The sequence below is a fragment of the Chromatiales bacterium genome (assembly GCA_024234935.1).
Classification (GTDB): Bacteria; Pseudomonadota; Gammaproteobacteria; order Steroidobacterales.
This window is the reverse complement of the sequence record JACKNI010000004.1, coordinates 198814-222555: the sequence shown is the minus strand read 5'-3', so window position 1 is coordinate 222555 and position 23742 is coordinate 198814. Positions and strand designations below refer to the sequence as shown.

The 23742-nt window shown below is 62.0% G+C and carries 18 protein-coding genes and 1 riboswitch; of the genes, 4 read left to right on the top strand and 14 right to left on the bottom strand.

Annotated elements, in window-relative coordinates:
• The 8 genes from H6979_10765 to H6979_10730 form a co-directional block, all read right to left on the bottom strand.
• The coding region (locus H6979_10765; GenBank protein ID MCP5140329.1) for a CoA transferase at positions 1-1236 on the bottom strand (1236 nt) is incomplete at its 3' end.
• A 102-nt stretch (positions 1237-1338) separates the two neighbouring features.
• Positions 1339-3714: a tetratricopeptide repeat protein gene (locus tag H6979_10760; GenBank protein ID MCP5140328.1), complete on the bottom strand. Its 2376-nt coding sequence runs from the start codon at positions 3712-3714 to the stop codon at positions 1339-1341.
• Positions 3715-3740: 26 nt separating this feature from the next.
• Positions 3741-4841 carry a UDP-N-acetylglucosamine 2-epimerase (non-hydrolyzing) gene (gene wecB / locus H6979_10755; protein ID MCP5140327.1) on the bottom strand — a complete coding sequence of 367 codons (1101 nt, stop codon included), beginning with the start codon at positions 4839-4841 and terminating at the stop codon, positions 3741-3743.
• Positions 4838-6463 carry a VPLPA-CTERM-specific exosortase XrtD gene (gene xrtD / locus H6979_10750; GenBank protein ID MCP5140326.1) on the bottom strand — a complete coding sequence of 542 codons (1626 nt, stop codon included), beginning with the start codon at positions 6461-6463 and terminating at the stop codon, positions 4838-4840. The genes wecB and xrtD overlap by 4 nt, the downstream gene beginning before the upstream one ends.
• An 87-nt stretch (positions 6464-6550) precedes the next feature.
• Positions 6551-8965, bottom strand: coding sequence for a tetratricopeptide repeat protein (locus H6979_10745; GenBank protein ID MCP5140325.1), 2415 nt, complete (start codon positions 8963-8965; stop codon positions 6551-6553).
• A gap of 59 nt (positions 8966-9024) precedes the next feature.
• Complete coding sequence (gene epsI, locus H6979_10740) at positions 9025-10626, bottom strand: EpsI family protein (GenBank protein ID MCP5140324.1); 1602 nt, start codon at positions 10624-10626, stop codon at positions 9025-9027.
• A gap of 98 nt (positions 10627-10724) precedes the next feature.
• Positions 10725-11360 (bottom strand): hypothetical protein, encoded by a 636-nt coding sequence (locus H6979_10735; GenBank protein MCP5140323.1) that lies wholly within the window; start codon positions 11358-11360, stop codon positions 10725-10727.
• Between the two features lie 52 nt (positions 11361-11412).
• Positions 11413-11530: riboswitch (cyclic di-GMP riboswitch) on the bottom strand.
• A 133-nt stretch (positions 11531-11663) separates the two neighbouring features.
• Entirely contained in the window at positions 11664-12485 is an 822-nt protein-coding gene (locus H6979_10730; GenBank protein MCP5140322.1) for an alpha/beta fold hydrolase, read from the bottom strand.
• Between the two features lie 124 nt (positions 12486-12609).
• On the opposite strand from H6979_10730, the gene H6979_10725 reads away from it, so the two are divergent.
• Entirely contained in the window at positions 12610-13371 is a 762-nt protein-coding gene (locus tag H6979_10725; GenBank protein ID MCP5140321.1) for an SDR family oxidoreductase, read from the top strand.
• An 81-nt stretch (positions 13372-13452) separates the two neighbouring features.
• On the opposite strand, the gene H6979_10720 is transcribed toward H6979_10725, so the two are convergent.
• The 4 genes from H6979_10720 to H6979_10705 form a co-directional block, all read right to left on the bottom strand.
• Complete coding sequence (locus H6979_10720; protein ID MCP5140320.1) at positions 13453-13722, bottom strand: hypothetical protein; 270 nt, start codon at positions 13720-13722, stop codon at positions 13453-13455.
• A gap of 92 nt (positions 13723-13814) precedes the next feature.
• Positions 13815-15659: a mechanosensitive ion channel gene (locus H6979_10715; protein ID MCP5140319.1), complete on the bottom strand. Its 1845-nt coding sequence runs from the start codon at positions 15657-15659 to the stop codon at positions 13815-13817.
• A 5-nt stretch (positions 15660-15664) separates the two neighbouring features.
• Positions 15665-16186, bottom strand: coding sequence for an SEC-C domain-containing protein (locus tag H6979_10710; GenBank protein MCP5140318.1), 522 nt, complete (start codon positions 16184-16186; stop codon positions 15665-15667).
• Positions 16187-16189: 3 nt separating this feature from the next.
• A complete protein-coding gene (locus H6979_10705) occupies positions 16190-16663 on the bottom strand; it encodes a peptidylprolyl isomerase (GenBank protein MCP5140317.1) in 474 nt (157 codons plus the stop codon).
• A 151-nt stretch (positions 16664-16814) separates the two neighbouring features.
• On the opposite strand from H6979_10705, the gene H6979_10700 reads away from it, so the two are divergent.
• Together H6979_10700 and H6979_10695 are read left to right on the top strand one after the other, a co-directional pair.
• A complete protein-coding gene (locus H6979_10700; GenBank protein ID MCP5140316.1) occupies positions 16815-18491 on the top strand; it encodes a tetratricopeptide repeat protein in 1677 nt (558 codons plus the stop codon).
• 1 nt (position 18492) lies between these two features.
• A complete protein-coding gene (locus tag H6979_10695; GenBank protein ID MCP5140315.1) occupies positions 18493-19941 on the top strand; it encodes a tetratricopeptide repeat protein in 1449 nt (482 codons plus the stop codon).
• A 47-nt stretch (positions 19942-19988) separates the two neighbouring features.
• On the opposite strand, the gene H6979_10690 is transcribed toward H6979_10695, so the two are convergent.
• Both H6979_10690 and H6979_10685 read right to left on the bottom strand, forming a co-directional pair.
• A complete protein-coding gene (locus H6979_10690; protein ID MCP5140314.1) occupies positions 19989-20519 on the bottom strand; it encodes a 2OG-Fe(II) oxygenase in 531 nt (176 codons plus the stop codon).
• Positions 20520-20829: 310 nt separating this feature from the next.
• Positions 20830-22461: a glycosyltransferase family 4 protein gene (locus H6979_10685; protein ID MCP5140313.1), complete on the bottom strand. Its 1632-nt coding sequence runs from the start codon at positions 22459-22461 to the stop codon at positions 20830-20832.
• Between the two features lie 146 nt (positions 22462-22607).
• Between H6979_10685 and H6979_10680 the strand changes: the two genes are divergently transcribed.
• Positions 22608-23681, top strand: coding sequence for a glycosyltransferase family 9 protein (locus H6979_10680; GenBank protein ID MCP5140312.1), 1074 nt, complete (start codon positions 22608-22610; stop codon positions 23679-23681).
• The last annotated feature ends 61 nt before the right edge of the window (positions 23682-23742 follow it).

Genomic DNA, 23742 nt, shown 5'->3' with positions numbered 1-23742 from the left:
CTTTCCCCCTGCCGGAAGAATCGCGGCTGAAGCCGCTCCTACCGACGCTCCTACCGCAGCTTTTGTACCCAGCATCACCTGGATATCGGCCTCGGCGAGGCCGGCTTCGCGCAGGACTTCGACGGTGTGCTCGCCGAGTCGCGGCTGCAGGCGCCGCACGCTGGCCGGCGTTTCGGAGAAGGTCACCGGATAACGCGTCATGCGCAGGCGGCCTTCGGTCGGATGATCGACTTCCTGCCAGAAACCAACCGCATTGAGGTGCGGATCATCCTTCAGCCCCTGCAGCGTGTTCACCATGTTGGTCGGCACGCTGGTCTTGCTGAACATCTCCAGCCACTCTGCCGTGGTCCGCGTGAGCATGATTCTCGCGGTTTCCTGGTAGGTGTCGTCGATATTCGCCACCCGCTTCGACAGCGTGGTGAAACGCGCGTCGGTGATCAGCTCTTCGTGGCCGCTCAGCTTGCAGAACACTTCCCAGTGAGCGTCGAGGTACGGCAGGATCGCGATGTAGCCGTCCTTGGTCTTGTACGGCTTGCGGTGATGACTCATCAGGCGCGTGTAGCCTGGCCCGCCGATCTGCGGCTCGAAAGCCATGCCCCACAGGTGCTCGGCCATCGTGTAATACACCATGGTCTCGAACATCGGCACTTCGATTTCCTGACCATTGCCGGTGCGCTCGCGGCTGTAGAGCGCGGCGGTTACCGCCGAGACCACCTGCATCGCCGTGGTCTTGTCGGCGACGATGGTCGGCAGATAGCGCGGCTCGCCGAGCACCATCTCGTTGAGCATTGCGATGCCGCTGACCGCCTGGATGGAATCATCCAGCGCGCCCCGCGTGCCATAGGGGCCTGCCGCACCGTAACCGTAGGTACCGCAATAGATGATCTTCGGATTCACGGCCTTGAAGGCTGCATAGTCGAGGCCAAGCTTGGTCATCACCTGCGGGCGGTTGTTGTGTATGACCACATCGACATTCTTCGCCAGTTTCAGCGCCGCGGCTACGGCCGCTGGCTGCTTGAGATCAAGCACGATGCTGCGCTTGTTGCGGTTGCAGGTCAGGTAGAGCGCCGCCATGCCCTTGTTGCGGTAGGCGCCGAGCGAACGGTTGCTGTCGCCATAAGGCGGCTCGATCTTGATGACTTCGGCACCCATGTCGGCGAGCATCTGACAGGCCCACGGACCGAGCACGACTGCGGTGATTTCAAGTATGCGTACGCCTGTCAGGGGGCCGGACATCGGTGCTCTTCCATGCAAAAAAAAGCTGTGGGAGCGGCTTCAGCCGCGATCCCATGCAATTGTAGCCGGGAATCGCGACTGAAGCCGCCCCTGCGGCCGCTCTTACAGCTTCTTCAGCGCCGCGCGGGCTTCCTCCAGGCCGGGATAGTCGGACTGGGCCTCGTCTACGGCGCGCTTCAGCTCCTGCTTCGCGCCTACCTTGTTGCCTGAAGCAAGGTAGGCCATGCCGAGGTGGTAGTGGAATATCGGATACTGCCCGGCTTTCGCGACCACACGCTCCAGCACGCCGACCGCCTCGGCATACTGCCCGTTCCGATAGTGCGCCCAGCCGAGCGTGTCGAGTACCGCCGGGTTATCCGATTTTTCCAGTTTCTTCGCCAGTTCGAGGGCCCGCACCATGCTCGCTTTGTCCGTGCGATAGTCGAGCAGCAGCGCGGCCAGATTATTCGTGGCCGGCTCGACGTCGGGACTGGCTTTCAGCAGGTTTTCATAGAGTTTGATGGCATCGTCGCGCCGCGTGGCCCGCTCCAGTTCAGTGCCCAGCAGCATGGTCAACTCCACGTTGTTCGGGTTGGCCTTGAGGCCGCGCTCATAAACCTTGATGCGGGCATTGATATCGTTGCGATACGTGCCGGCCAGCGATTGCCAGGCAACGACGGAATCCGGTTTCTTCGCAACCACTTCCTCCAGATAGGACACCGCCTTGTCCGGCTCACCCTGCCCGCCGTAGATCCCGCCCAGCAGGAACTTCGCAAACAGCTCGTTTTCGGTATTGTTGAGTTCCTTGTTCAGCACCGCAATCGCATCATCCGGCTTGCCGGCAGCTAGCAACGAGCGCACCAGGCCCTCCAGCGGCAAGGGATCGTTCTTGCGCGCTGCGGCTGATTTCCTGAACGCCTCGGCAGCCCCGCTGTAGTCCTTCTTTTGCGCGAGCACACGGCCCAGCGAGAAATCGCCAACGCCCTCCTGACCGGACAAGGCGGCGAGACGCCGCGCCTCGGCTTCGGCCTTCTCGCTCTGTCCCTGCGCCATCAGGACTTCAACCAGCCGCCCGGACGCCAGTGCATCATCAGGCTTCAGCGCAACCAGCTTCCGCAACAGTTCTTCAGCTTCCGGAAATTCTCCGGCCATCGCATGCAGCACAGCCAGTTGCTGCAGACCCTCCTCGGACTTGGCATCCACCTCAAGCACACGGCGATAGGTGTCTTTCGCCAGCGTAAGGTCGCCCTTCTGCGCATAGGCCTGCCCGAGCAGCAACAGCGCCCGCTCATTGTCGGCCTCCTTGCGCAGCACCAGACGCAGATCCGCAATCGCATCGTCGTACTTCTTGTCCTGGAAACGCAGTCCGGCGCGGAACAGCAGCGCACCCGGATCATCCGGTGCATCCACGAGAATTTTTTCTATCAGCTTTGCAGCCACATCGAGATGACCGGCACGAATCTCGATCGCCACGATGCGGCTACGCGCTTTCAGACCTTCAACGCTCTTCGGGCTGCGCTCCGCCAGGCCCTGATAGGCAAGCTTCGCATCCTCCGGACGCTCGCGGGTTTCCAGCAACTGGCCGAGCGCCAGCCGCAACTTGTCGGCATCCGGATTCTGGTTGATGAACTCGCGCAACGCGGCCTCGGCCTTGTCCTGGTCGCGCTGGGTGGCGAGGAACTGCACATAGCCGAGCTGTTTGTCTGTGTCGGTCGGATCACGCTCGGTGAGTCCCTTCAACAGCTTCTCGGCATCGTCAACGCGGCCCTGGCTGGTATAGAACTGGGCCAGCTGAAACTGGTAGGACTGCTCCTTGGGGAAATCCGCCGCCAGCGACTGCAGGCTCGTCTCGACCTGGTCGAGGCGCTTCGCTTGAGAGAGCATGATCACGCGCAGCTCGCGCAGCGGCCGGCTCTTCTCGGCCGGCAACCGGGCGATGGCGGTGTCGAGGGTCTTCAGGCCCTCGTCAAGGCTCTCCATCGAGTCGGCGGCGGCTTTCAGGATGATCGCATCGGCGTAATCCGGATCGAGCGCCAGCGACTTGTCGATCTCGGCGATACCGCCGTCGCGATCGCCCTTCTGCACCAGTACACGCGCCTGCAGCAGGTGAACCCGGGCATCGTTTGGCGCCATCTTCAGCAGTTCGGTCGCCTGCTTGGCAGCCTCATCCCAGGCCTGGCCGAGAAAATACAGCGTACCGAGCTTGATGCGCGCTTCAATATTGTTCGGGTCGCCGTCCACAGCCACCATCAGGTGACCGAACATCTCCTGGTATTTCTCGTCCTTCTCGGCAACGAGCGCCAGCAGATAGCGGGCTTTGGAATTCTTCGGTTCAACCTGGGCCGCGTTCTGTGCCTCCAGTTTGGCCTTGACGTACTCGCCTTCGTCATAGAAAGCCTGCGCCTTGGCCAGATACTCGGCGGCACGCTCCTCCGGCGAAGCACACGCCACCAGCAGCAGCACCGCAACCAGTCCAGCCAGATATTTTCCGTACTTCACACCAAACCCTCTTTGTGGGAGCGGCTTCAGCCGCGATCCAGCCTCTTCAAACTCGCCACACACCGACCCGCCGTTTTTCCGTCCCACAGATCAGGCCGACGGCCCTGTGGCCAGTCGCCATCCAGCACGCGGGAGACTTCGGTCATCAGCATATCCGGCTTCAGCAGCCGGTTGGTACCTTTGGTCACCGTAACCGGGCGCTCGGTATTTGGCCGGAGCGTCAGGCACGGAATGCCGAGATAGGTCGTTTCTTCCTGCACGCCCCCCGAGTCGGTAATCGCCATCGACGCACTGCTGACCAGGCTCATGAATTGCACATAGCCCACGGGCTCGCAGAGCTGCACACCGGGCGTCGCTGCCAGCCGCTCATACAGACCAAACTCGCGCAGATTCTTCAGCGTACGCGGATGTACGGGAAATACCAGCGGCAAACGGGCCGCGACCTTCTGCAGTTCGTCAACCAGCGTGGCCAGCGTGGCACTGTCATCGACATTCGACGGCCGATGCAGGGTTACCACCGCGTAGCGTTGCGGCGTCAGGCCCAGTCGCCTGACCGTTCCATCAGCCTCGATCTGCCCGCGCAGCAGCTCATAGGAGTCGAGCATGATGTTGCCAACGCGCTCGATGCGAGATGCAGGGATGCCCTCATTGTGCAGATTCTCATCGCCGTCCGGCGATGGTGTCCAGAGCAGATCGGCAAGCACATCGGTGACCAGACGATTGAGTTCTTCAGGCATGCTGCGGTCGAAGCTGCGCAGACCTGCTTCGAGGTGCACGATCCGGATACCAAGCTTTGCGCAGACCATCGCCACAGCCGCCGTCGAATTCACGTCACCCGCCACGATGGTCCAGGCCGGGCGTTCAGCCAGCGCCACCGGCTCATAGCTCAACATCACGCGGGCGGTCTGCTCCGCATGGCTGCCACTGCCCACGCCGAGGTGATGATGCGGTTCCGGCAGGCGCAGATCGCTGAAAAAAGCATCGGACATGTTGGCATCGTAGTGCTGGCCGGTATGTATGAGCCGCGGATCGAAGGTCTGGTCCGCCACCAGCGCATGCCAGAGCGGTGCCACTTTCATGAAGTTCGGGCGCGCCGCCGCAACGAGATGGACCACAGGTCGCGTCATGGCGTTGCAGTCTTGAACGGCACAGATGCCCCTGGCAAGTAATAGCTGAGCTTCGGATCCATATCGTGCACGAATGCCTGCAGACGGGCGTCTGCCGCAGGCAGGTCCGCAACGTCACCGACACCGGTGGTGACGCGCACCAGTGCGCCGTCGGTCCGGTTCTTGGTCAAGCCGTCCAGGAAGATGTACCACTTGACCAGAAACTCGTTGGTCACTGTACGGCCGCGTTGGGCAAACCAGTAATAGACCAGCTGGCGTTGCTCGCCCATGGAGATGACCACGCGATTGACGCGCTGCGCACTGCCGTCCGGGTGAACATTCGGGACCTCATATTCGCCAATCGTCTCGATTTGCCATCCGCCCCCCGGCAGGCAGGCCCGCGGCGAATGTGCCGACACGCCCTGCACCTGGGTATCGTAATAGGCGATCCACATGCCAACCGGCGACGGGTCGCCTGACCGGGTGAACACCGACATCAGGTAGTCAGCAACCCTGAGCGTATCGAGAGACAGCTGATCGACCGGCGCATCGCGACCCTCCCAGTCACCGACCTGCATCGGGAAGGTATAGAGCGGCGCATGTACCGGAATGTGGGGTGCCGGACGAGAGACGGTCAACGCGGCGACACCCGCCACGACCAGCACTGCCGTACTGACGAGTACCGGAGCATTTGGCCGTACCCGGCCATTCAGTTTCAGCAAGTCCGGCAGCGACGGAATATCCAGGCCGAAGATCTGCAGAAACTTCTGCTTCTCCATGCGCGCAAAGACCCAGATCTCGGCAAAGAGGATCAGGACGCAGCTCATGAAGATGACCCAGCCTTCGAAGTCATGCAGAAAGCCTTCTGCCTGCTCGATGCCGTAGTAATTGACGAGAATGCCGATCACCCCGATCCGGAAGCTGTTCATGAGGATCGTGATCGGAATGGTGGACAAAAACAGGATGCCGCGTTGCCACCAGCGTCCGCGCATCAGTACGGCACACAGGAAACCGAAGCTCATCAGCGGGAACAGGTAGCGCATGCCGCTGCAGGCCTCCGCCACCTGCAGCTTGTAGCTGCCGAGATCAATCACGTTGCCTTCAAGAAACACGCTCAAGCCGGCACCACGGATCACCGCCACGCCGATCTGCGAGGACAGCAACTGCAGGCCGGCCGTCAGCCGCGCCTCCAGGAAGTTGGGCAGCGGCACCATGAAGAGCAGATAAACGAGTGGCACCCAGAGCACGGTCACACCACGCAGGCCCGCTGCTGCAACCGCTACGCCCCAGATGGAGATGATCAGACCGTACTGGGAAATTTCGAAGACGGCGCTCAGGGCACCAAGCACTTGCAGTACCAGGCCGACCCCCAGACAGCCCACCCCCAGCCACGAGCCAACGGGGTCCAGTGAGTCGAGATCCTTCGCCCGCAACCAGAACAGGTAGAAGGCCACAAAGGGGATCATGTAGGCGTGGTTGTACTCGTCGGCGCCCCAGCGTACGAGCATCCGGTCGATGGCGTCGGAGTAGGTCACCAGCAGACACATCGCGACCACCGCGATGATCGCCAGATTGAACAGCCCCGCCGGCGCTACACGAGGTGACCGTGCGGGCCCGGCTGCGTCGGCAGATGCTTGGGTCATGGCGATATCAGCTAACCATTTAGTGCGGGGTACCGGGCGAAATTATCCATAATCAGCAGGCCGCGCTCTGCCGGACGGTTCTCAGATTCACGGCGTCGCGGCAGCCGTCTTGTCCGGCGCCGACTCGCCGAGCCTGGCGAGCGCCGCACGAGCTTCGTCGATGCCGGCGTACTGCGCATCACCTGCAACCGCCTGTTTCAGCTGCTGTCGGGCGCCGGCCTGGTTGTTCATGGCGAGATAGGCCATACCCAGGTGATAGTGATAGACCGGTACCCGATCATCCTTGGCGACCACGCGTTCCAGGACGCTCGCGGCCTGGGCAAATTCGCCAGCCCGGTGGTAGGCCCAGCCGACGGTATCTAGCAGCAGCGGATCATTCGACGACTCGATCTTTCTGGCCAGTTCCAGCGCCCGCTGATAGCTCGCTGCATCGCTGCGATGATCGAGAATCGCCATGGCCAGATTGTTGACGACCTGTGGAATGCCGGGATTGTTCTTGTACAGCGATTCCAGCGAGCTGATCATCGCCTCGAACTGGCCGGCCTCCTCCAGTGCGACGGCCAGCGGCAACCCGATATAGGCATTGCCGGGCAGTGCCTTCATGCCACGCTCGTAGATCCGGATCTGCGCAGCCGGATCGCCCGCGTAGAGCCTGGCGAGTTGCAGATATCCATCGGCGATGTCGGGGCGGCTCTTGATCGCAGCTTCCAGGGCTTTTTCGGCTTCTGCCCGGTCGCCGCTCTGGCCATAGATATCGGCCAGCAGCAAGTCACTGAATACACTGTTGTCCTTGCCCGAACCAGCCTTCAACTGGTTCAGCAACGCAACGGCCTCCTGCCGCTTGCCGGCCGCATTGAGCGAACGCACCAGGCCCTCGATGGCCAGCGGATCGTTCCCGGCACCCATCGCCATGGACTTGCGAAACGCCTCTGCCGCCGCAGCGTAATCCTGCTGTTCAGCCAGCACGCGGCCCACTGACAACTCGCCGAGACCACCCTGGCCAGGCAGCGCCGCCATGCGCCGCGCCTCCGCGGCTGCTTCGTCTTTCTTGCCTTGCGCCAGGAACAGGTCGACCAGCGCGCGCGAAGCCACAACATCGTCCGGGCGAACCTTGAGACGATCAACCAACAGTTGTTCGCCTTCAGCATATTCTTCCGCGGCGACATACAGCTTGACCAGTTCAGGCAGTGCAACCGCGGAGTCCGGCTGAATCTTCAGTACCTGCCGGTAGACATCCTTCGCGACCGCTGGCTCGTTCTTGGTCTTGTGTGCCTCCGCCAACAGCAACATCGCCGTGACATTTTCCGGTTCCTTGCGAGTGACCAGGCGCAAATCGGCAATCGCTTCATCGGTCTCGCCGCTCTTCAGCCGGGAACCCGCCCGCAGCAGCAGCGCCGTCGGCTCATCGGGAATATCGACCAGCAGATCATCGACAACTTTCATCGCCGCCGCATCGTTTTTGGCCGTCGACTCGATCACGGCGATACGGATGCGGCCCTTGACACCATCAACGCTCTTCGGGCTGTGCTTGGCCAGCGCCTGATAGGCCGCCTTTGCATCGTCCGGGCGTGCGCTGGCCTCATACAGGCTGCCCAGTGCCAGACGCAGCGCATCGGCGTCCGGGTAGGCCGTGATGGAAGCCTGCAGAAACTTCTCTGCCTTCTCGCCCTGCTGCTGGCCGACCAGAAACCCGACGTAGTCGATGCGCCGTTTCGCATCCGCCGGATCAAGCTCGACGAGTCGCTGATATACCTTGTCGGCATCATCCAGCCGGCCCTGCCCCGCGTACATCCGCGCCAACTGGCCCGGATAGCTGCTCTCATCCGGATAGTCCCGCATCAGCGCCTGCAGTCCTTCCTCAACCTCCTTGATGCGGTTGTCCTGGGCAAGTATCAGGACGCGCTGCTCACGCAGCGCTTTTGCCTTCGCGGCCGGCATTCGCGCAATCCCTGCATCGAGAATCGCCAGACCCCGGTCCGGATTGTCGGCAGCTTCCAGCGCACCCAGGATCAGCACCGGATCGCTGTTGGACGGGTCCAGCTGTATGGATTTTTCCAGCCCCGCACGACCGGCGCTCAGGTTGCCATTCTGCAGATCGATGCGCGCCTGCAGCAGCACGACACGTGCATCCTCGGGTGCGAGCTTGAGCAGAGCATCGCTCTGTTCAGCCGCACTATCCCAGTCACCGATTGCAACGAAGACCATGCCCAGCTTGAGCCGCGCCTCGATATTGGCCGGATCCGCATCCACGGCCACCATCAGGTGACCGAACATCCCCTTGTAGTCTTCCTTGTGTTCGGCAATGAGCGCCATCAGGTATCGCGCCTTGGCGTTCTTCGGCTCCACCTGTACTGCGTTTCTCGCCTCGAGCGCGGCCGGCTCATATTCGCCCGCATCGTAGAGTTCTTGTGCCTTGGCGACATAGGCTGCCGCCTTTTCCTCCGGGGAGGCACAGGCAACGAGCAAGGCCAGTACGACAGCAGCAAATATCGTTCGCGTCAAAATCACAGAGTTCTCCTGCAGGGAAAATCCATTCTGCCGGGTCTGGCAGCGCAGTGATGTTACGGGTTGTTCAGTAATGGCTGGCGCAGCACGGCGTCCCTGCCCGGAACATAGTCACCGAGTACCGGTGCGATAGCCCGTGCAAAGCCCGTCAACCGGGCCTCGGCATCGGAAACCCCGGCCGTATCACTGATCCGGGTGGTCAGGCGAATGAGTGCTCCATCGCTGCGCTTCAGGAGCAGGCTGTCGCGGAGGATGTACCACTTGACAAGATATTCGTTGGTCAGATTGCGGCCGCGCTGCACATACCAGTAATAAACAAGTTGTTGCTCCTCGCCCAACGCGATAATCGCCCGGCGCACGTGCAGGGCGGATCCGTTCTGCCCTGCGCCCGGTATCGGATAATCATCCAGCGCCTCTACACGCCATCCGGATCCCGGCAAGCAAGCCATTGGAGAATGTGTGGAAGCCCCCGTGACCTGCATGTCATACCATGCTATCCATAGAGAAACCGGATACGAATCTTTCGGGCGTTCATAGAACAATGCAGCCTGGTCGCTGAGCTTCAGCGCTGCAACCTCGGCAGGATCAACCTCGGCTTCGCGGCCCGTCCAGTCATCCAGCTGACGGGGAAAACCGGCCAATAGCTGCCGCACCGGATACTGCAATGCCGGGAAAGCGAGGAGCTGCGAAGCCACCAGCGACGATCCCACCAGCAAGACAGCCGTCCACAGCGGCCGGGTGGACTTGATGCGACCGGCCGCGACCGGCGATGCCGGGGCCGAATCTGCAGCAGCCCGTCGCTTGCCACGGGCATACGTCACAAGCAGCAGCGCGAACAACCCGGCACAAACCAGATAGAGCGGCAGGCCAGCCGATGCTTGCAGAAACCCGTCGGCAAGTCCCGCGCCACGGTAGCCGGCCAGCAGGCCGGCTACCGCCAGACGCAAACTGCCAACCAGAACCGGAATCAGCACGGCGGACAGCAACAGCACACCGCGCTGCCACCAGTGACTGCAATACAGGACAGCAGAAGGCACCGCAACGCTCAGCAAGGGCACGACCAGCAGTACACTGCTGCAGGCCTCGACAACCCGGATCTGGTAAACACCGACATCGACAATATTGCCGCCGACAAATACCGCGAAACCCGCGACGCGAATCAGCAGCACACCGGGCAGCGTCGCAATCAGTTGCAACAGGGATATCAGCCGATTGCCCAGGAACTGCGGCAAGGGCACCAGAAAAAAAAGACACAACAGCGGCAACCACAGCTGGCGCAGCCGGCCAGGACCGCTCACCGACAGCAGCAGTCCCCACAATGCCACGATGAAGCCGAGCTGGCTGAAGGTATAGAGCGCGCTCAACTCACCGATGATCAGCAGTGCCATGCCGGTGAGCAGCAGCCCGCCGGTCCAGGCGCAGGCTGCACGATCACTGGCAACACGGGTGGGCCGATCCGTAACACGCCAGACGAGCAGATAGATGACCAGAGCCAGAATCACCAGGCCATGGCTGTGCTGAACCGTAAACCAGCTGCGGATCATCAGCTCGACGCCATCCCGGAACAGCAGCAGTAGACCGCACAGCGCGACGACAAACAGTCCGGGTACGAAAAACCGGCCCGCGGCTGGCATGGTCTGGCGAGAGATGGCGGTCATGCGGCGGAAATCTAGCAGAGCTGCAAAAGAAAAACCCCGCACTGGGCGGGGTTTTCCCGGTTTCTGTTGAAACCGCCGTAACTTGATTAGTTAACTAATCAGGCTGCGGCACGGCGACGCGCCACGCCCATCAGGCCGAGAGCGGAACCAAACAGCCAGACAGCTGCCGGGACCGGAACAACGGCGACGTTGAAGGTGAAGTCATAACCACCGACGCCAACAACACCGTTGCTGAGCTTCCAGTTGCCGCCGCCGAGGCTCGTCAGGGCCAGGCCGCTGTATGAATTGGCCAGGCTCTGCGGAGCGCCGAGGGAAACGTCATCACCACCGAGCGTAACCGTGGTCGCAGTACCGGAGTTGCCAACGGTGCTCTCGTTGGTGAAGTTGGCACCAAAGTTGTAGTTGCCGCAGATGTGTGCGCCAACGATGCCACCAAAGACACCTTCAACGCAGGCCCATGAGGCCGCCGTTGCGGTACCGGAGCTGAGCACGCCACTGGTCATGGTGTGCGACATCAGCGGGGTCGCGCCGACTTTGGCGGTCATGTTCAAGGTTCCGCCCGTCTGGGTGGCGACACCGGTACCGGTGTTCAGATCCCAGGTGCCGGCGCTGTTAATGGTCCAGACCGAGGTGCCGCTCTTGCTGTAGCTGGTTACGCCGGTGAGCGTGGCAGTTGCTGCCTGGGCACCAACGGCTACGCCCATCAGGGCAACTGCTGCTAATACTTTCTTCATTCTAGATATCCTCCAGAGGTTTCGAATTACAAGACTATTGCTTGTGTTTTCGAAGGGCGGCCCGACTGTCTTCCCCTATTACCACTCTCGCACCACTTTCTTGGTTGGTACGGAGAGCAAGACTCGCGGCTTTCCGCCCCGGACTCACGCCCGGTTTGGCTTGGACCTTCTTGGTTACGGAATGTACAGGATAATCCGCCTAAGGGAATACCCCTAGATTACATAATGGAAAATAATTCTGACCGATCGTTAATCTCGCAAACCGGCGGTCTTAGCACTCGCAGCAAGCCCTGTTCCATGCGCTCAGCCCTTCACGAAACCCGCAACCAGATCGCTCCAGGCCTCCGGCTGCTCATCGATGATATCGATGGTACCGCCCTGCAGCTCAGCCCAGGAAAAATGCGGGTAAAGCTGCCGCGCCCGCTGTGAAAAACTGTAGATCGCATCGCCCGTATTGGCGAGGATCAGGCAGGGTTGCTGGAGGCGCTGCATGGCTTCTTCATGCTTGTAGGTCATCACGGCATCGTGCGCGTACCAGACAGTCCTGCCCGCCAGCAGGCCGTGGATGAAATTGGCGTGAAAGGCTTCCAGATCCGTCCATTCCGGCTGTGCCCCGAAGCGGAAATTCCACAGTTCGCCGAGATGGCTGCCATCCCAGCGCAGGTTCCAGTCCTTCTCGCGGGCCAGCAGCTGCCGCCACATGGCCCGCTCTTCGTCGCTCATCGGCAACGGCCCGTTGAGGACCACTTTATTGACACGTGGGGCAAACTGCAGGGCCGCCTCCGTCACGATTACGGCGCCGGTATGGTGGCCGAGCGCGCTGGCGGTCGTGATGCCGAGCTGGTCGAGCACCGCCGGGACGATATGCGCATAGTCGGCAACGGTCGGTGGTGCCGAAGGGGTATCCGAGCCGCCGAAGCCTGGCAGGTCGATGGCGATCGCGTGGATGCCGCGCGCCGCCAGCGGCTGCATGACACGGGCAAACTGAACGCTGTCGGTCGGCGACTGGTGCAGCAACAGCAGCGGTAGCCCCTTGCCGCCCTCATGGCCGCCCTCGTGGCCGCACTCCATATAGTGAATCTGGCCCCAGCGGCCCTCGGCGTAGCCCTTCCTGATCCGCGGCATTCCGTCACTCCGTAGTTGTTGGGTGGCGCAGTTTCGCACAAGCCCGTGATTTCCCTGATCTTGCGGCGCAAGAAAAATTACGTAGGATGGCTGCCTTCAGAGCAAAGCAAGCCGGGAGTGGCTGATGAACCTCAAGGACAAGACCATCGTGATCACGGGCGCTGCCCGCGGCCTCGGCGCCGCCATGGCAAAGCGCCTCGCGCAGCATCAGCCGGTGCTGGCACTGGTCGACATGAAGGCTGAAGACCTGGCCGCCACCGCCGATGCCTGCAAGCAGGCCGGCGCCCGCGTCGAGTGCTTTGCCGCCAATGTCGCGGTTGAAGCCGATGTGATCAGGCTCTTCGACGATGTCGTCGCGCGCTGCGGCGCGGTGCATGCGCTGGTCAACAATGCCGGCATCACCCGTGATGCACTGCTGATCAAGTTCAAGGACGGCCAGGTCCAGTCAAAGATGAGCCTCGCCCAGTGGCAGGCAGTGATCGACGTGAACCTGACCGGCGTATTTCTCTGCGGCCGCGAAGCTGCCGAGCGCATGATCGTCAAGGGCAACCCCGGCGTGATCATCAACATCTCGAGCATCTCGCGCGCGGGCAATGCCGGCCAGAGCAATTACACGGCAGCCAAGGCCGGCGTCGCCGCGATGGCCGTCACCTGGGCAAAGGAACTCGCCCGCTACGGCATCCGCGCCGCATCGATCGCGCCGGGCTTCATCAATACGGAAATGGTCGCCGCCATGAAACCGGAAGCGCGCGAAAAGCTGACCTCGGGCATTCCGCTCAAGCGCATGGGCGAACCGGACGAGATCGCCCGGACCGTGGAATTCATCCTGCAGAATGACTATGTATCGGGCCGCTGCTTCGAGATCGACGGAGCGCTGCGTTTATAGGGGTAGGAGCGCCTTCAGGCGCGATTCTTCTTGATGACAGCATGGGATCGCGGCTGAAGCCGCTCCCACAGGAAGCCGCGCCTACCAGCCGCCGCTGAACTTGCCGGTGTCGTAGGGATTGAATGACTCGCCGTCGGGTCTGGGTTTGTCGATGACGTGTGCCCGCTTCAGCTCGCGCTCGCCATCCGGATCGGTCTGCAGCTCCCAGGTGTAGGTGTCGTAGGGGTTGGCACCGTAGCCCGCACCGCCTTGGTCGGTATCCCGCCGGCTGCGGCCCCGCTCACCCGGATAAGCGGCATGGCGCGCGCTCGCCACCGTCGGCTTCTTCTTGAAGATGTCCAGGATACCCACGGCCCGTCTCCGCGCTCAGTTCCAGACGGAAAGCTATACCGGTCGCGCAACAGGCTATGTGATGAAGCTCGCAGTTCGGGCAGCGGGAGGCTTCAGCCGGCGACCGGCGGCGGCGATTGACGCTCAGGCGGCTGCCCGGCTTGCGTCCCCGGCGGCGCGTCACGCACGTGCAAATCGAGCTGCGGAAAGGGTATGCCGATCCCCGCCTCACGCAATGCAGAAAATATCCGCACTCGCGCCTCGCTCTCGACCTTCAGCCGCTCGTCCACATCGGGCGTCCAGGCCAGCACGGCGAAATCCAGTGAACTGGCGCCGAAATCCTTGAACAGCACCACGGGCTCGGGATGCGTTGCCACCCCCGGGTGGCCGGCCAAGGCAGCATTCAGCACTTCCAGCACCCGGCGCGGCTCGCTTTCGTAATCCACGCCCACGCGGATTTCGATGCGCCGGGTACGATCGCTCAGCGTCCAGTTGGTCACCTCGGCCGAAATCAGGTTGGCGTTCGGCACCATGACCTCCGCCCCTTCAAAGGTACGGATCCGGCTGGCGCGCAGCCCGATCTCCTGCAAGCGGCCAGTGATCTGGCCGGTGGCGATCAGATCACCCTCGCGAAACGGATGCTCGAAGGCGATCACCAGGCCAGACACGAAATTCCGGACGATATCCTGCAAGCCGAAGCCGATGCCCACCCCGAGCGCGCTGACGACCATCGTCAACTGGCTCAGCTCCAGGCCGGCTGCGGCAAAGGCAAACAGCACACCGGCTACCATGATCCCGTAATAAACGAGTCGCGTGACGGCTGATGCCGTCGCAGCCGACAGCGGCAGGCGCGACACCACATCTTCCTGCAGCAGGAAGCGCACCAGGCGGGCCGCATTGATGGCCAGCACCACGCTCACCGCAAAGGCGATTACATCGCCGAGGGAAAGACCGATGGAGCCGAGGGCCAGGGGCGTGGCAAGCGCAGTCGAGACTGCATACCAGACCGGCTGGAGCAGCGGCAGCACAACCGGCAACAAGGCCACGAAGCCGATCACCAGCAGCACCCGGAGCACCAGCACGCTGTAGTGGATCGCCTGTTCGGGATGATTGCGTACGGCACGCAGCCAGTTGGCAGCCGGTCCGTTGACGATCTGCACAACGGCATCCTGTACCAGCATGTCGGCAGCAATCCAGGCAGCCAGCGCAGTACTCAGATACAGCACGCCGCTGGTCAACTGATTACCGAGAAGCTCGGCGCCGACGGTTTCGGCGAGCAAGCCGATCAGAAGCACCCATGGGGCGTATTGCGCCAGTCCGAGGCTGATTGCCTGCAGCAGCTTCGACACGCCGCGAGACGCAGCCTGACCCGGCACTCGAATCGGACCGGCAACCAGTTTTTTCTGCAGACGGCGGAACAGCCAGATGCCGATGATCGCCAGCGACAGGCTGAGCAGACGACCGTATAACGGGTCATCGAGCAAGGCACGCTCGGCCATGGTCAGGTAGGTCGCCGTCAGCAGGCCGCGCAAGGGCATCACGGCACCGCGCACCACGAACTCCGGCAACAGCACGGCCAATGCCGCCATGACAAAGCCGGTGCGCAGGGCCGACAGGCCGGCATCCAGTTCGGGCAACAGCAGTTCCGGCCCGAACAGCATCCAGAGCATCGCGAGGACCAGAAACGGGCGACGCAGCGTGATGCCAGGCGCACCATCGGCATCGGCCGTCGAACGCCCCAGGCGCCGCAACTGCAGGGCCAGCACGAACAGTGCGCAGGCGATCAGACCGAACAGCAGCAGCGCGCCGGAATGGCTCTCCAGGTATTCAGTGGTTCCACTGAACAGAACGCCCAGACTGCGCTCCGCAAGCGCGGCGAGCGACTCAGGCTCGGGCCTTGTCCAGACCTGCTCCCAGATCGGCGGCGCAGACAGTATCCCCGCACGCAGACCGGCCATCGCGCTCAGTTCGCCAGGCCGTCGTTTTCGTCGAGATGAATGCTGGCCAGCAATTCCGGCGGCAGACTGCTGCGTGCCTTGCTCAGGAGTGCGCGGATACGGGCCGCCGGATAGCCGGTATACACACTGCGGCGCTGGTCCGCGTAGGCACTGACCGTGAAATCCTTGCGGATCGAGAACTGGTGCGACCAGGTAACTTCGATGGCGTCCTCGGTCTGCATCACCTCGACCTCGATCGGCTGGCCAGCCTCGGCGACCTGCAGCGCATCTCCACCGGAAGCCTCCAGCACCCAGGCATCGCCTTCTTCAGTGCTGAAAAACACGAAGACGCCCTTGGTCCACATGACAGCATTCTTTTCGGCCACCTTCTGCCGCAGCTTGCTGATCTCGGCGCTCAGGGTCGGCTGCGGCTGGTCTGCGCCACCGCTTTCCGCCGCAATCAGCGCCGGATCACGGGCGCAGCAATTCTTGTACTTCTTGCCGCTGCCACACGGGCAGGCTTCGTTTCTGCCGATGTTTGCCATGATCGCTTACTGCGCTTCCATGCCATCCGACCAGTTTTCGAGCTCGTCTTCGGTTGCCTTGCGGACATCAGCAATGCTGCCCTTGAAGCACAGGTTCATCCCGGCCAGCGGATGGTTGCCGTCAACCGTGACGGATTCATCGTCCATCGCGATGATTGTGAACTGGCGCTCGTCGGTATCGCTGCGCCCCTGCACCTGCATACCAATCACCAGTTCCGGATTGTCCGGGAACGCCGACCGTGGCACCTTCGCGATCAGTTCCTGCTGCGGGGTACCAAAGCCATCCTCGGGTGCGATGTGCACCTCGAAGGATTCGCCGGCCGACTTGCCACCGAGGCCCTCTTCGAGGGCCGGCAGGATCCCGGAAACGCCGTGCAGATACACCAGAGGCTCACCTTCACGGGAACGATCCAGCAGCTCACCACGATCATTGGTGAGCTCGAAATTGATACTGACCACGCAGTCGTTGGCTATCTGCACTTTTCAATTCCCCGCTCGAACATGGGCTGATTTTAGCTGTAATCGTACAGGAATCGGCTGCTTCACGAGATCGGCTCGCGCTTCCGTGGTCGGGTCTGCTTATATACTGGCCCAATACAGCCGACTGGCCTGCCTCCAGGGTTCGACCATTATGAAAAATAGACCCGGCACCGATAACGGTACCGATAGTAGCTGGAACTTCGAGCCACCCTCGGCAACGGCGATGTCGGGTGAAAGCCCGGAGGCGCTGCTCAGCCGGGCCGCTGGCCTGCACCAGAGCGGGCAACTGGATCTCGCCGAACCACTGTATCGGGAGCTGCTGGGGCTACAGCCCGGGAATGGCGATGCCCTGCACCTGCTCGGCGTGCTGCGCTACCAGCAACGCGATCCGGCCGCCGCTGTACAACTGATCGAAGCGGCGCTGAAGATCATCCCGGACAACATTCATGCGCGAACGGGCCTCGGTCTCGCCCTGCTGCGGCTCAACCGCCATGAGGCAGCGCTGGATTCATTCGACCGGGCGTTGGCCATCAAACCCGACTTTGCCGATGCGCTCACCCGACGTGGTGATGCACTGCTTGGCCTCGGACGTCAGGCAGACGCGCTGGCAAGCTACAACCGCTCGCTTCGCTACCGGCCAGACGATCCCGAAACCCTCAACAACCGGGCCGCCATATTGATCGAGCTGGGCCGGCTCACTGAAGCGATGAGCAGCCTTGACCAGGCGCTCGCCCTCGCGCCCGGCTATCTGGAAGCGCTGAATAACCGGGCAACGGCGCTGATTGCACGGAAACGCCATGCCGAAGCGCTGAGCTGCTGCGACCAGGCTCTCGCCATTCAACCGGAAGCTGCCGAGGTACTCAATAATCGCGGCGTTGCGCTGCGTAACCTGAACCGCAAGGATGAAGCCATTATCGCCTTCCGGGCGGCGCTTGCGGGGCAACCCGACTCAGCCGACTTTCATGCCAACCTCGGTGCCACCCTTCTGGAAACCGGTCAGCTCGAAGAGGCTGAAGAGCATTTGCGCACGGCTCTCGCGGGCAGAAAAGTTGCGCTGGCATTCCAGAACCTGGCAGCCGTGCTCTACCAGAGGAAAAAGTTTTCCGAAGCGCTGGACATCTACCGGCAGTGGCGGGAGTTCGAGCCCGACAATCCGATCCCGCAGCATATGGTGGCAGCTGGCAGCGACATGGCGCCTGAACGCGCGGGCGATCGGTACATCGCCGATCTGTTCGACAATTTTGCCGACACTTTCGACACCACGCTGCTCGGCCTCGGCTATCGGGTTCCCGAACTGCTGACCGCACAGATCGGCACCGCGCGGGGCAGCGATACCACGCCGCTGCGCATTCTCGATGCCGGCTGCGGTACCGGACTCGCGGCGCCGCTGCTGAAGCCATTGGCCAGACGGCTGGTCGGTGTTGACCTCTCCAGCGCGATGCTCGACAAGGCACGCGAACGCAAGCTCTACGACGAGCTGGTGGTCGGCGAACTCTGTGCTTTCATGGCCAGCCGACCGGCGGCTTTCGACCTGATCATCCTTGCCGACACGCTGGTGTATTTCGGCGCGCTGGAAGAGGCATTCAGCACCGCGCACACTGCCCTCGCACCGGGCGGCATGCTCGCCTTTGCCGTCGAATCACGGTCAGACGGTCCGGACTACCAGCTGGAACTGCATGGCCGCTACAGCCATCGTCCAGACTACGTGACCCGACTGCTCGCCGACAGCGGTTACACGCTGCAGAGCCTGGAACCCATCGTGATTCGCCGCGAACTCAATGCCGATGTCGCCGGCATCGCCGTGGTCGCGCGGCGCAAGCCCGCATGAAATGAAAGCCAGATCACGACATCGCGGCCAACCGCGCCCAGGTACGCCAGCCACCACACCCGACGTCCATGCAGACAAGCTGCAGAACGCACTTCGCCTGCATCAGCAGGGACAACTCGATAGCGCCGAAGCACTGTACCGGGAAATCCTGCAAGCCAGCCCCCGGCACAGTGGCGCTTTGCAACTGCTGGGCGTGATCGCCGGCCAGCGCGGCCAGCCGCAACAGGCCATCGAACTGATCGATCAGGCACTTGCCATCGAACCCGCCAATGCAGCTGCCTGGTCGAATCGGGGCAATGCGCTGCTGGAACTCAAACAGTATACGGATGCGCTGAAGAGCTACGATCGTGCACTGGCAATCAATCCGCGGCATGCTGATGCGCTGCATAACCGCGGCCTGACGCTGCACAATCTCGAGCGGACCGAAGAAGCACTGGCGAGCTACGACCGCGCACTGAAGTTCAAACCCGAGTATCCGCAGGCACTCAACCACCGTGGCATCGCGCTGTGCAAACTGGGCCGCCAGTCTGAAGCGCTGACCGCGTTCCGGCGCGCGGTCGTCATGCAGCCGGATGTTGGCGAGTTTCATGCCAACCTGGGCAAGGCGCTGTTTGAATTACGCCAGCTGGAAGCGGCGGAAGACAGCCTGCGACAGGCGCTGAAAATCGAGAAAACAAGTACTGCCTTTGACAGCCTGGCTGTCACCCTCTACCAGCTCGGCCGGTTCGGCGATGCCGTCGACATCTACCGGCAATGGCTGGCATTCGAACCCGACAATCCGATTCCAAAGCACATGGTGGCGGCCGGCAGTGGCGAGGCACCCGAGCGCGCAGGTGATCAATATGTTGCGAACCTGTTCGACAAGTTCGCAGGGAGTTTTGAAAAGACGCTGCTTGGTCTCGGCTATCGGGTACCCGAACTGCTGACCGCACAGATCAGCACCGCGCGCGGCAGCGATACCGCGCCGCTGCGCATTCTCGATGCCGGCTGCGGTACCGGACTCGCGGCGCCGCTGCTGAAGCCATTGGCCAGCCGGCTGGTCGGTGTTGACCTCTCCGGCGCGATGCTCGACAAGGCACGCGAACGCAAGCTCTACGACGAGCTGGTGGTCGGCGAACTTTGTGCTTTCATGGCCAGCCGACCGGCGGCTTTCGACCTGATCATCCTCGCTGACACGCTGGTGTATTTCGGCGCGATGGAAGAAGCGTTCAGCACCGCGCACACTGCCCTCGCACCGGGCGGCATGCTTGCCTTCGCCGTCGAATCACGGTCAGACGGTCCGGACTACCAGCTGGAACTGCATGGCCGCTACAGCCACCGTCCGGACTACGTGACCCGACTGCTCGCCGACAGCGGTTACACGCTGCAGAGTCTTGAAGACATCGTCATACGCCGCGAACTCAATGCCGATGTCGCCGGCATCGCCGTGGTCGCGCGGCGGGAAAACTGAGATCCCGCGAGTAGGTCAAACAGTGCACTTCGCAGGCCTGTAACCCCTCAGGCCTGCATGAACCAGGCAACCAGCGAATTCCTGACGCCCTGCGTGACCGGCGCAACCCGATGTACTTCCCAGGAGTTGAACAGGACGATGTCACCCGCTTTGCGCAACTTCGGTGCGTCCATGGTCTTGAATTCGAACTCACCACCGGCAAAGTCATCTGTCAGCAATATGGATGCTGACACCAGACGCTTTACAGGATCCGTGTCACAAACATCGGGGTGCCAGTCGTAGTGGTGACCTTCCCGATAAGTGGCAAGCTGCATGCCCCCGGCAAAGCGCAGCGGTACTTTCACCCCGAGCCGGAACTGGTGCTCGAGGACGATCCGGCCGATCTCGTCATGCAGCGCAGGGTGATCCTCCTGCAAAACCCAGCGCACCTCTGTCTTGCGCAGAGTTGCGAGGCGCCTCTCGCCATCCGGAGCATCGGGATCATAGGTCCCGGCATCCAGCGGGTCGGACGTGCGCTTCAATGCCAATGCCTGCCGAATCAGGCTGCCACCGAGGCGGTATCGAACCTTGATAATCATGATTCCGACGCGACTGATACCATAAAACGGTGGCCCTGCCTGTCAACTGTAACCAGGGATCTGCATTGTGCAGCCAACCTCCGTCAGTGCCAATGATCGCAGAGCGACAATATCCGGGGGTGCTTTCCCCGCCGATTCTCCGTCCCTGAGAAGCAACTTGCCACCCTGAACATACTGAGCCTGCATTGATACAGGGGGGAACGGATACTGACGCGCCGCCTGCTCACGGCCGTGCCACCGTCAAACAACTTCATCCTCGCGGCTACCTGTATCTGATCGGTGCAGGTCAGTACGGTGTCACCGTTCCCGACTACTCCAGGCTCGGTTGAGCTTTTTCCGCACGCAGGAATCCATACTTGTACAACCACAGGATATTCTGGCTGACCTGAGCCGCACCCCCGGGCGCTGCGCTGACCAGCGCTTCAGACAGCCGTGCGACCGAGCAACCCTCCGCACATCGATCGAGAATCCCGGACATGAGTCCAGGAACCAGAAACTCGTCGGTCTCGAAGTAAAACTGTATCGTTTTCTTGCCTGCCCTCAGCACCTTGCCGGCGTGGGTCGTGCGGAAGCGATCCTCCGGCTTCAGCGTGGAGGTCGCATAGCTCACGAAGTCCCCGGTGAAGCGCATCGCGCTCGACCGCACCGGCATTCCGGCAACCGGATTTTTCCGCTCCGCCCGCATCCGTTCCCAGAGCTTCAGGTACTGCCCCATGACCAGCTTCCAGTCGAATCCGCCGGCCCGTTCCCGGGCAGCGGCAGCCATTCGGTCGCGCAGTGCCGTGTCCGCTGCCAGCCGGGCAAGCTGCTCGCAAGCCACATCCAGATCCACCGCTGTGGTCTGGGCGCTGAACAGATGGACCAGTGAATCGTAGCGAAGGGCCAGCGCGGCCTCCCAGTCTGCCGCAGGGGCGAGCCCCCGGGTAGGAACGAGAAAGCCGCTGACGCCATCTTCGATCAGCGACCGGTAACCGTCCCAGTCACTGGCGACCACAGGCAGACCGGCTGCCATGGCCTCGATCGGCGTAAGACCGAAAGTCTCCTGGATGTTATCGCTAAGGGACAGGAATACATCGGACCCGCGCAGCAGGCGGACCTTTCGTGGCTCGTCGGGATCAGTCACGAGCTCGACGATATTCTCCAGGCCCTCGGCCTTGATCTGCTCCCGCAGGAACCCGACGTACTGGCCATCGCCGGATGAGCCGGCGAGGATGAACTTCAGTGGCCGGCTGATCTGTCGCATCAGCAGCGAGGCCAGCCGGAGCACTGGCCGCAGATCCATCTTGAACTGGTAATTGAATCGCGCCAGCGAAGTTACGACGAATGTGTCGGCGGGAATGCCGATCTGCGCCCGGGCATCGCCCTGGGATCCGGCGAAATCGGCCAGCGATATGCCGAAGGGAATGACAGCCGTGGATGGAACGATGAAGTCGGGCTGACTGGCGCCGAGGCGCGCAAATACCGACTGGACGACCGACAAGGCCGTGGGCGTGCTGCAGACGAGGCAATCATCCGTATTCACACCGTTGGCATTGTTGAGCAAGGCCCATTCCAGGAAATGCTGGTTGCCTAGCGAGTGCGTGACACCGGTGATCGGAAACGACTGCCCCGACAACCGGGAGCGGATATGCGCTGCCAGCCACATGTTCGGATCCAGCATGTGCATCACATCAACGGGCCGCGCTGCCAGATAAGCCTGCAGTTGCGCAAAGGGCACGACAGTCACCTTGGCCCGGTTTGCCCCGAATTCTGCCATCAGCGTCTTGCCGACGACCTCGACATCGTGTCGCGACGGCACGAACAGGCTGAGACGAGTGCACCCTTTCGTATCCGCAAGTGCCCGCAGGAAGGTATGGTTACCCATCACCCGACCCCACATGCGCCCGGGCTGGCCCCATGACTGCTTGACCGTCTCGATATCGAAAGGAATCGCGATATGCATCAACTGCCCCTGGAAATCACAAGCTGCGAATCGCCCGGATATTCGCAGATATTGGCCGGTCCGGACAAACCTGCTGCTGCAAAGGGGATCCGCTGCACCGGTCTCGACTAGAATAGGCTGCAACGAAGGACAGCAGCCTCGCACCCATGTTCTACAAGCCAGACTGTCGGCATTTCCGGGGCCATGTTCCCTGTCAGCCCCATAAAGACAATGGCTATCATTGCGATAGCTGCCCGGCCTACTCCCCTGCGGACAGGCGCATCCTGATCATCAAGCTCGGGGCCATGGGCGATGTGATCCGCACGACCCCGCTGATCACCCGTTTCCGGTCACTCTACCCGCGCGCGCGGATCACCTGGGTGACCATGTTTCCCGACATCCTGCCGAAAAGCCAGGTGGACGAGATCCTGCGCCTGGGCCTCGAGGCAATGCTCTACGTCAGCAACACCGACTGGGACATCGCCATCAATCTCGACAAGGAGAAGGAAGCAGCTGCCCTGCTGAAGGGCGTGAACGCCAGGGAAAAGTTCGGCTTCATCCTCAAGGATGGCGTTACGCAGCCGGTCAATCAGCTCGCCGAGCACAAGTTCCGGACGGGCCTCTTCGACGATGACTCGAAGGCAAACACCAGGAGCTATTGCACCGAGATATTCGAAATCTGTGGCCTTGAGTACCGTGGAGAACCCTACCTGCTGGACCGCCCGGCCGATGCCGCCGATGCCTGGGATATCCCCGCCGACAGAGCCGTCGTCGGCCTGAACACCGGCTGCGGCGATCGCTGGACGACGCGCCTCTGGAGCCCGGAAAACTGGGTGGCTTTGGCCAAGGGCCTCGTTGACCGTGGCTACTACCCGGTGCTCCTCGGCGGCACCCAGGAACATGAGCGGAATCTGGCCATTCAAGCTGCCTCGGGCGCCTGCTATCCGGGCTGTTTTCCTCTACCCCGTTTCATTTCACTCATGGACCGGTGCGAGCTGGTGGTGACCCAGGTCACCATGGCCCTGCACCTGGGCCTGGGACTTGGCAAGAAAGTCGTTCTGATGAACAACATCTTCAACCCCCATGAGTTCGACCTGGGCAGCAACGGCACCATCGTTCAGCCCCCGCAAGCGTGCGACTGCTACTACCGGGGAACCTGTGTGCACGGCCTGTCGTGCATGGAATCCCTGGCGCCACAAACGGTTCTTGATGCCGTCGCGCAGCTTCTGGCACCGCGATAAACCAGAGAGGCCCCGGGCTGTCCCGGACACTGTGGTCGCGCAAACCTCACTGAACGGAGGA

Excerpts from the sequence above, each read along its gene's own strand:
- wecB (MCP5140327.1), bottom strand. The coding sequence starts at position 4,841 with ATGACGCGACCTGTGGTCCATCTCGTTGCGGCGGCGCGCCCGAACTTC.
- xrtD (MCP5140326.1), bottom strand. The coding sequence starts at position 6,463 with ATGACCCAAGCATCTGCCGACGCAGCCGGGCCCGCACGGTCACCTCGT.
- epsI (MCP5140324.1), bottom strand. The coding sequence starts at position 10,626 with ATGACCGCCATCTCTCGCCAGACCATGCCAGCCGCGGGCCGGTTTTTC.
- H6979_10735 (MCP5140323.1), bottom strand. The coding sequence starts at position 11,360 with ATGAAGAAAGTATTAGCAGCAGTTGCCCTGATGGGCGTAGCCGTTGGT.
- H6979_10730 (MCP5140322.1), bottom strand. The coding sequence starts at position 12,485 with ATGCCGCGGATCAGGAAGGGCTACGCCGAGGGCCGCTGGGGCCAGATT.
- H6979_10725 (MCP5140321.1), top strand. The coding sequence starts at position 12,610 with ATGAACCTCAAGGACAAGACCATCGTGATCACGGGCGCTGCCCGCGGC.
- H6979_10715 (MCP5140319.1), bottom strand. The coding sequence starts at position 15,659 with ATGGCCGGTCTGCGTGCGGGGATACTGTCTGCGCCGCCGATCTGGGAG.
- H6979_10700 (MCP5140316.1), top strand. The coding sequence starts at position 16,815 with ATGAAAAATAGACCCGGCACCGATAACGGTACCGATAGTAGCTGGAAC.
- H6979_10695 (MCP5140315.1), top strand. The coding sequence starts at position 18,493 with ATGAAAGCCAGATCACGACATCGCGGCCAACCGCGCCCAGGTACGCCA.
- H6979_10690 (MCP5140314.1), bottom strand. The coding sequence starts at position 20,519 with ATGATTATCAAGGTTCGATACCGCCTCGGTGGCAGCCTGATTCGGCAG.
- H6979_10685 (MCP5140313.1), bottom strand. The coding sequence starts at position 22,461 with ATGCATATCGCGATTCCTTTCGATATCGAGACGGTCAAGCAGTCATGG.
- H6979_10680 (MCP5140312.1), top strand. The coding sequence starts at position 22,608 with ATGTTCTACAAGCCAGACTGTCGGCATTTCCGGGGCCATGTTCCCTGT.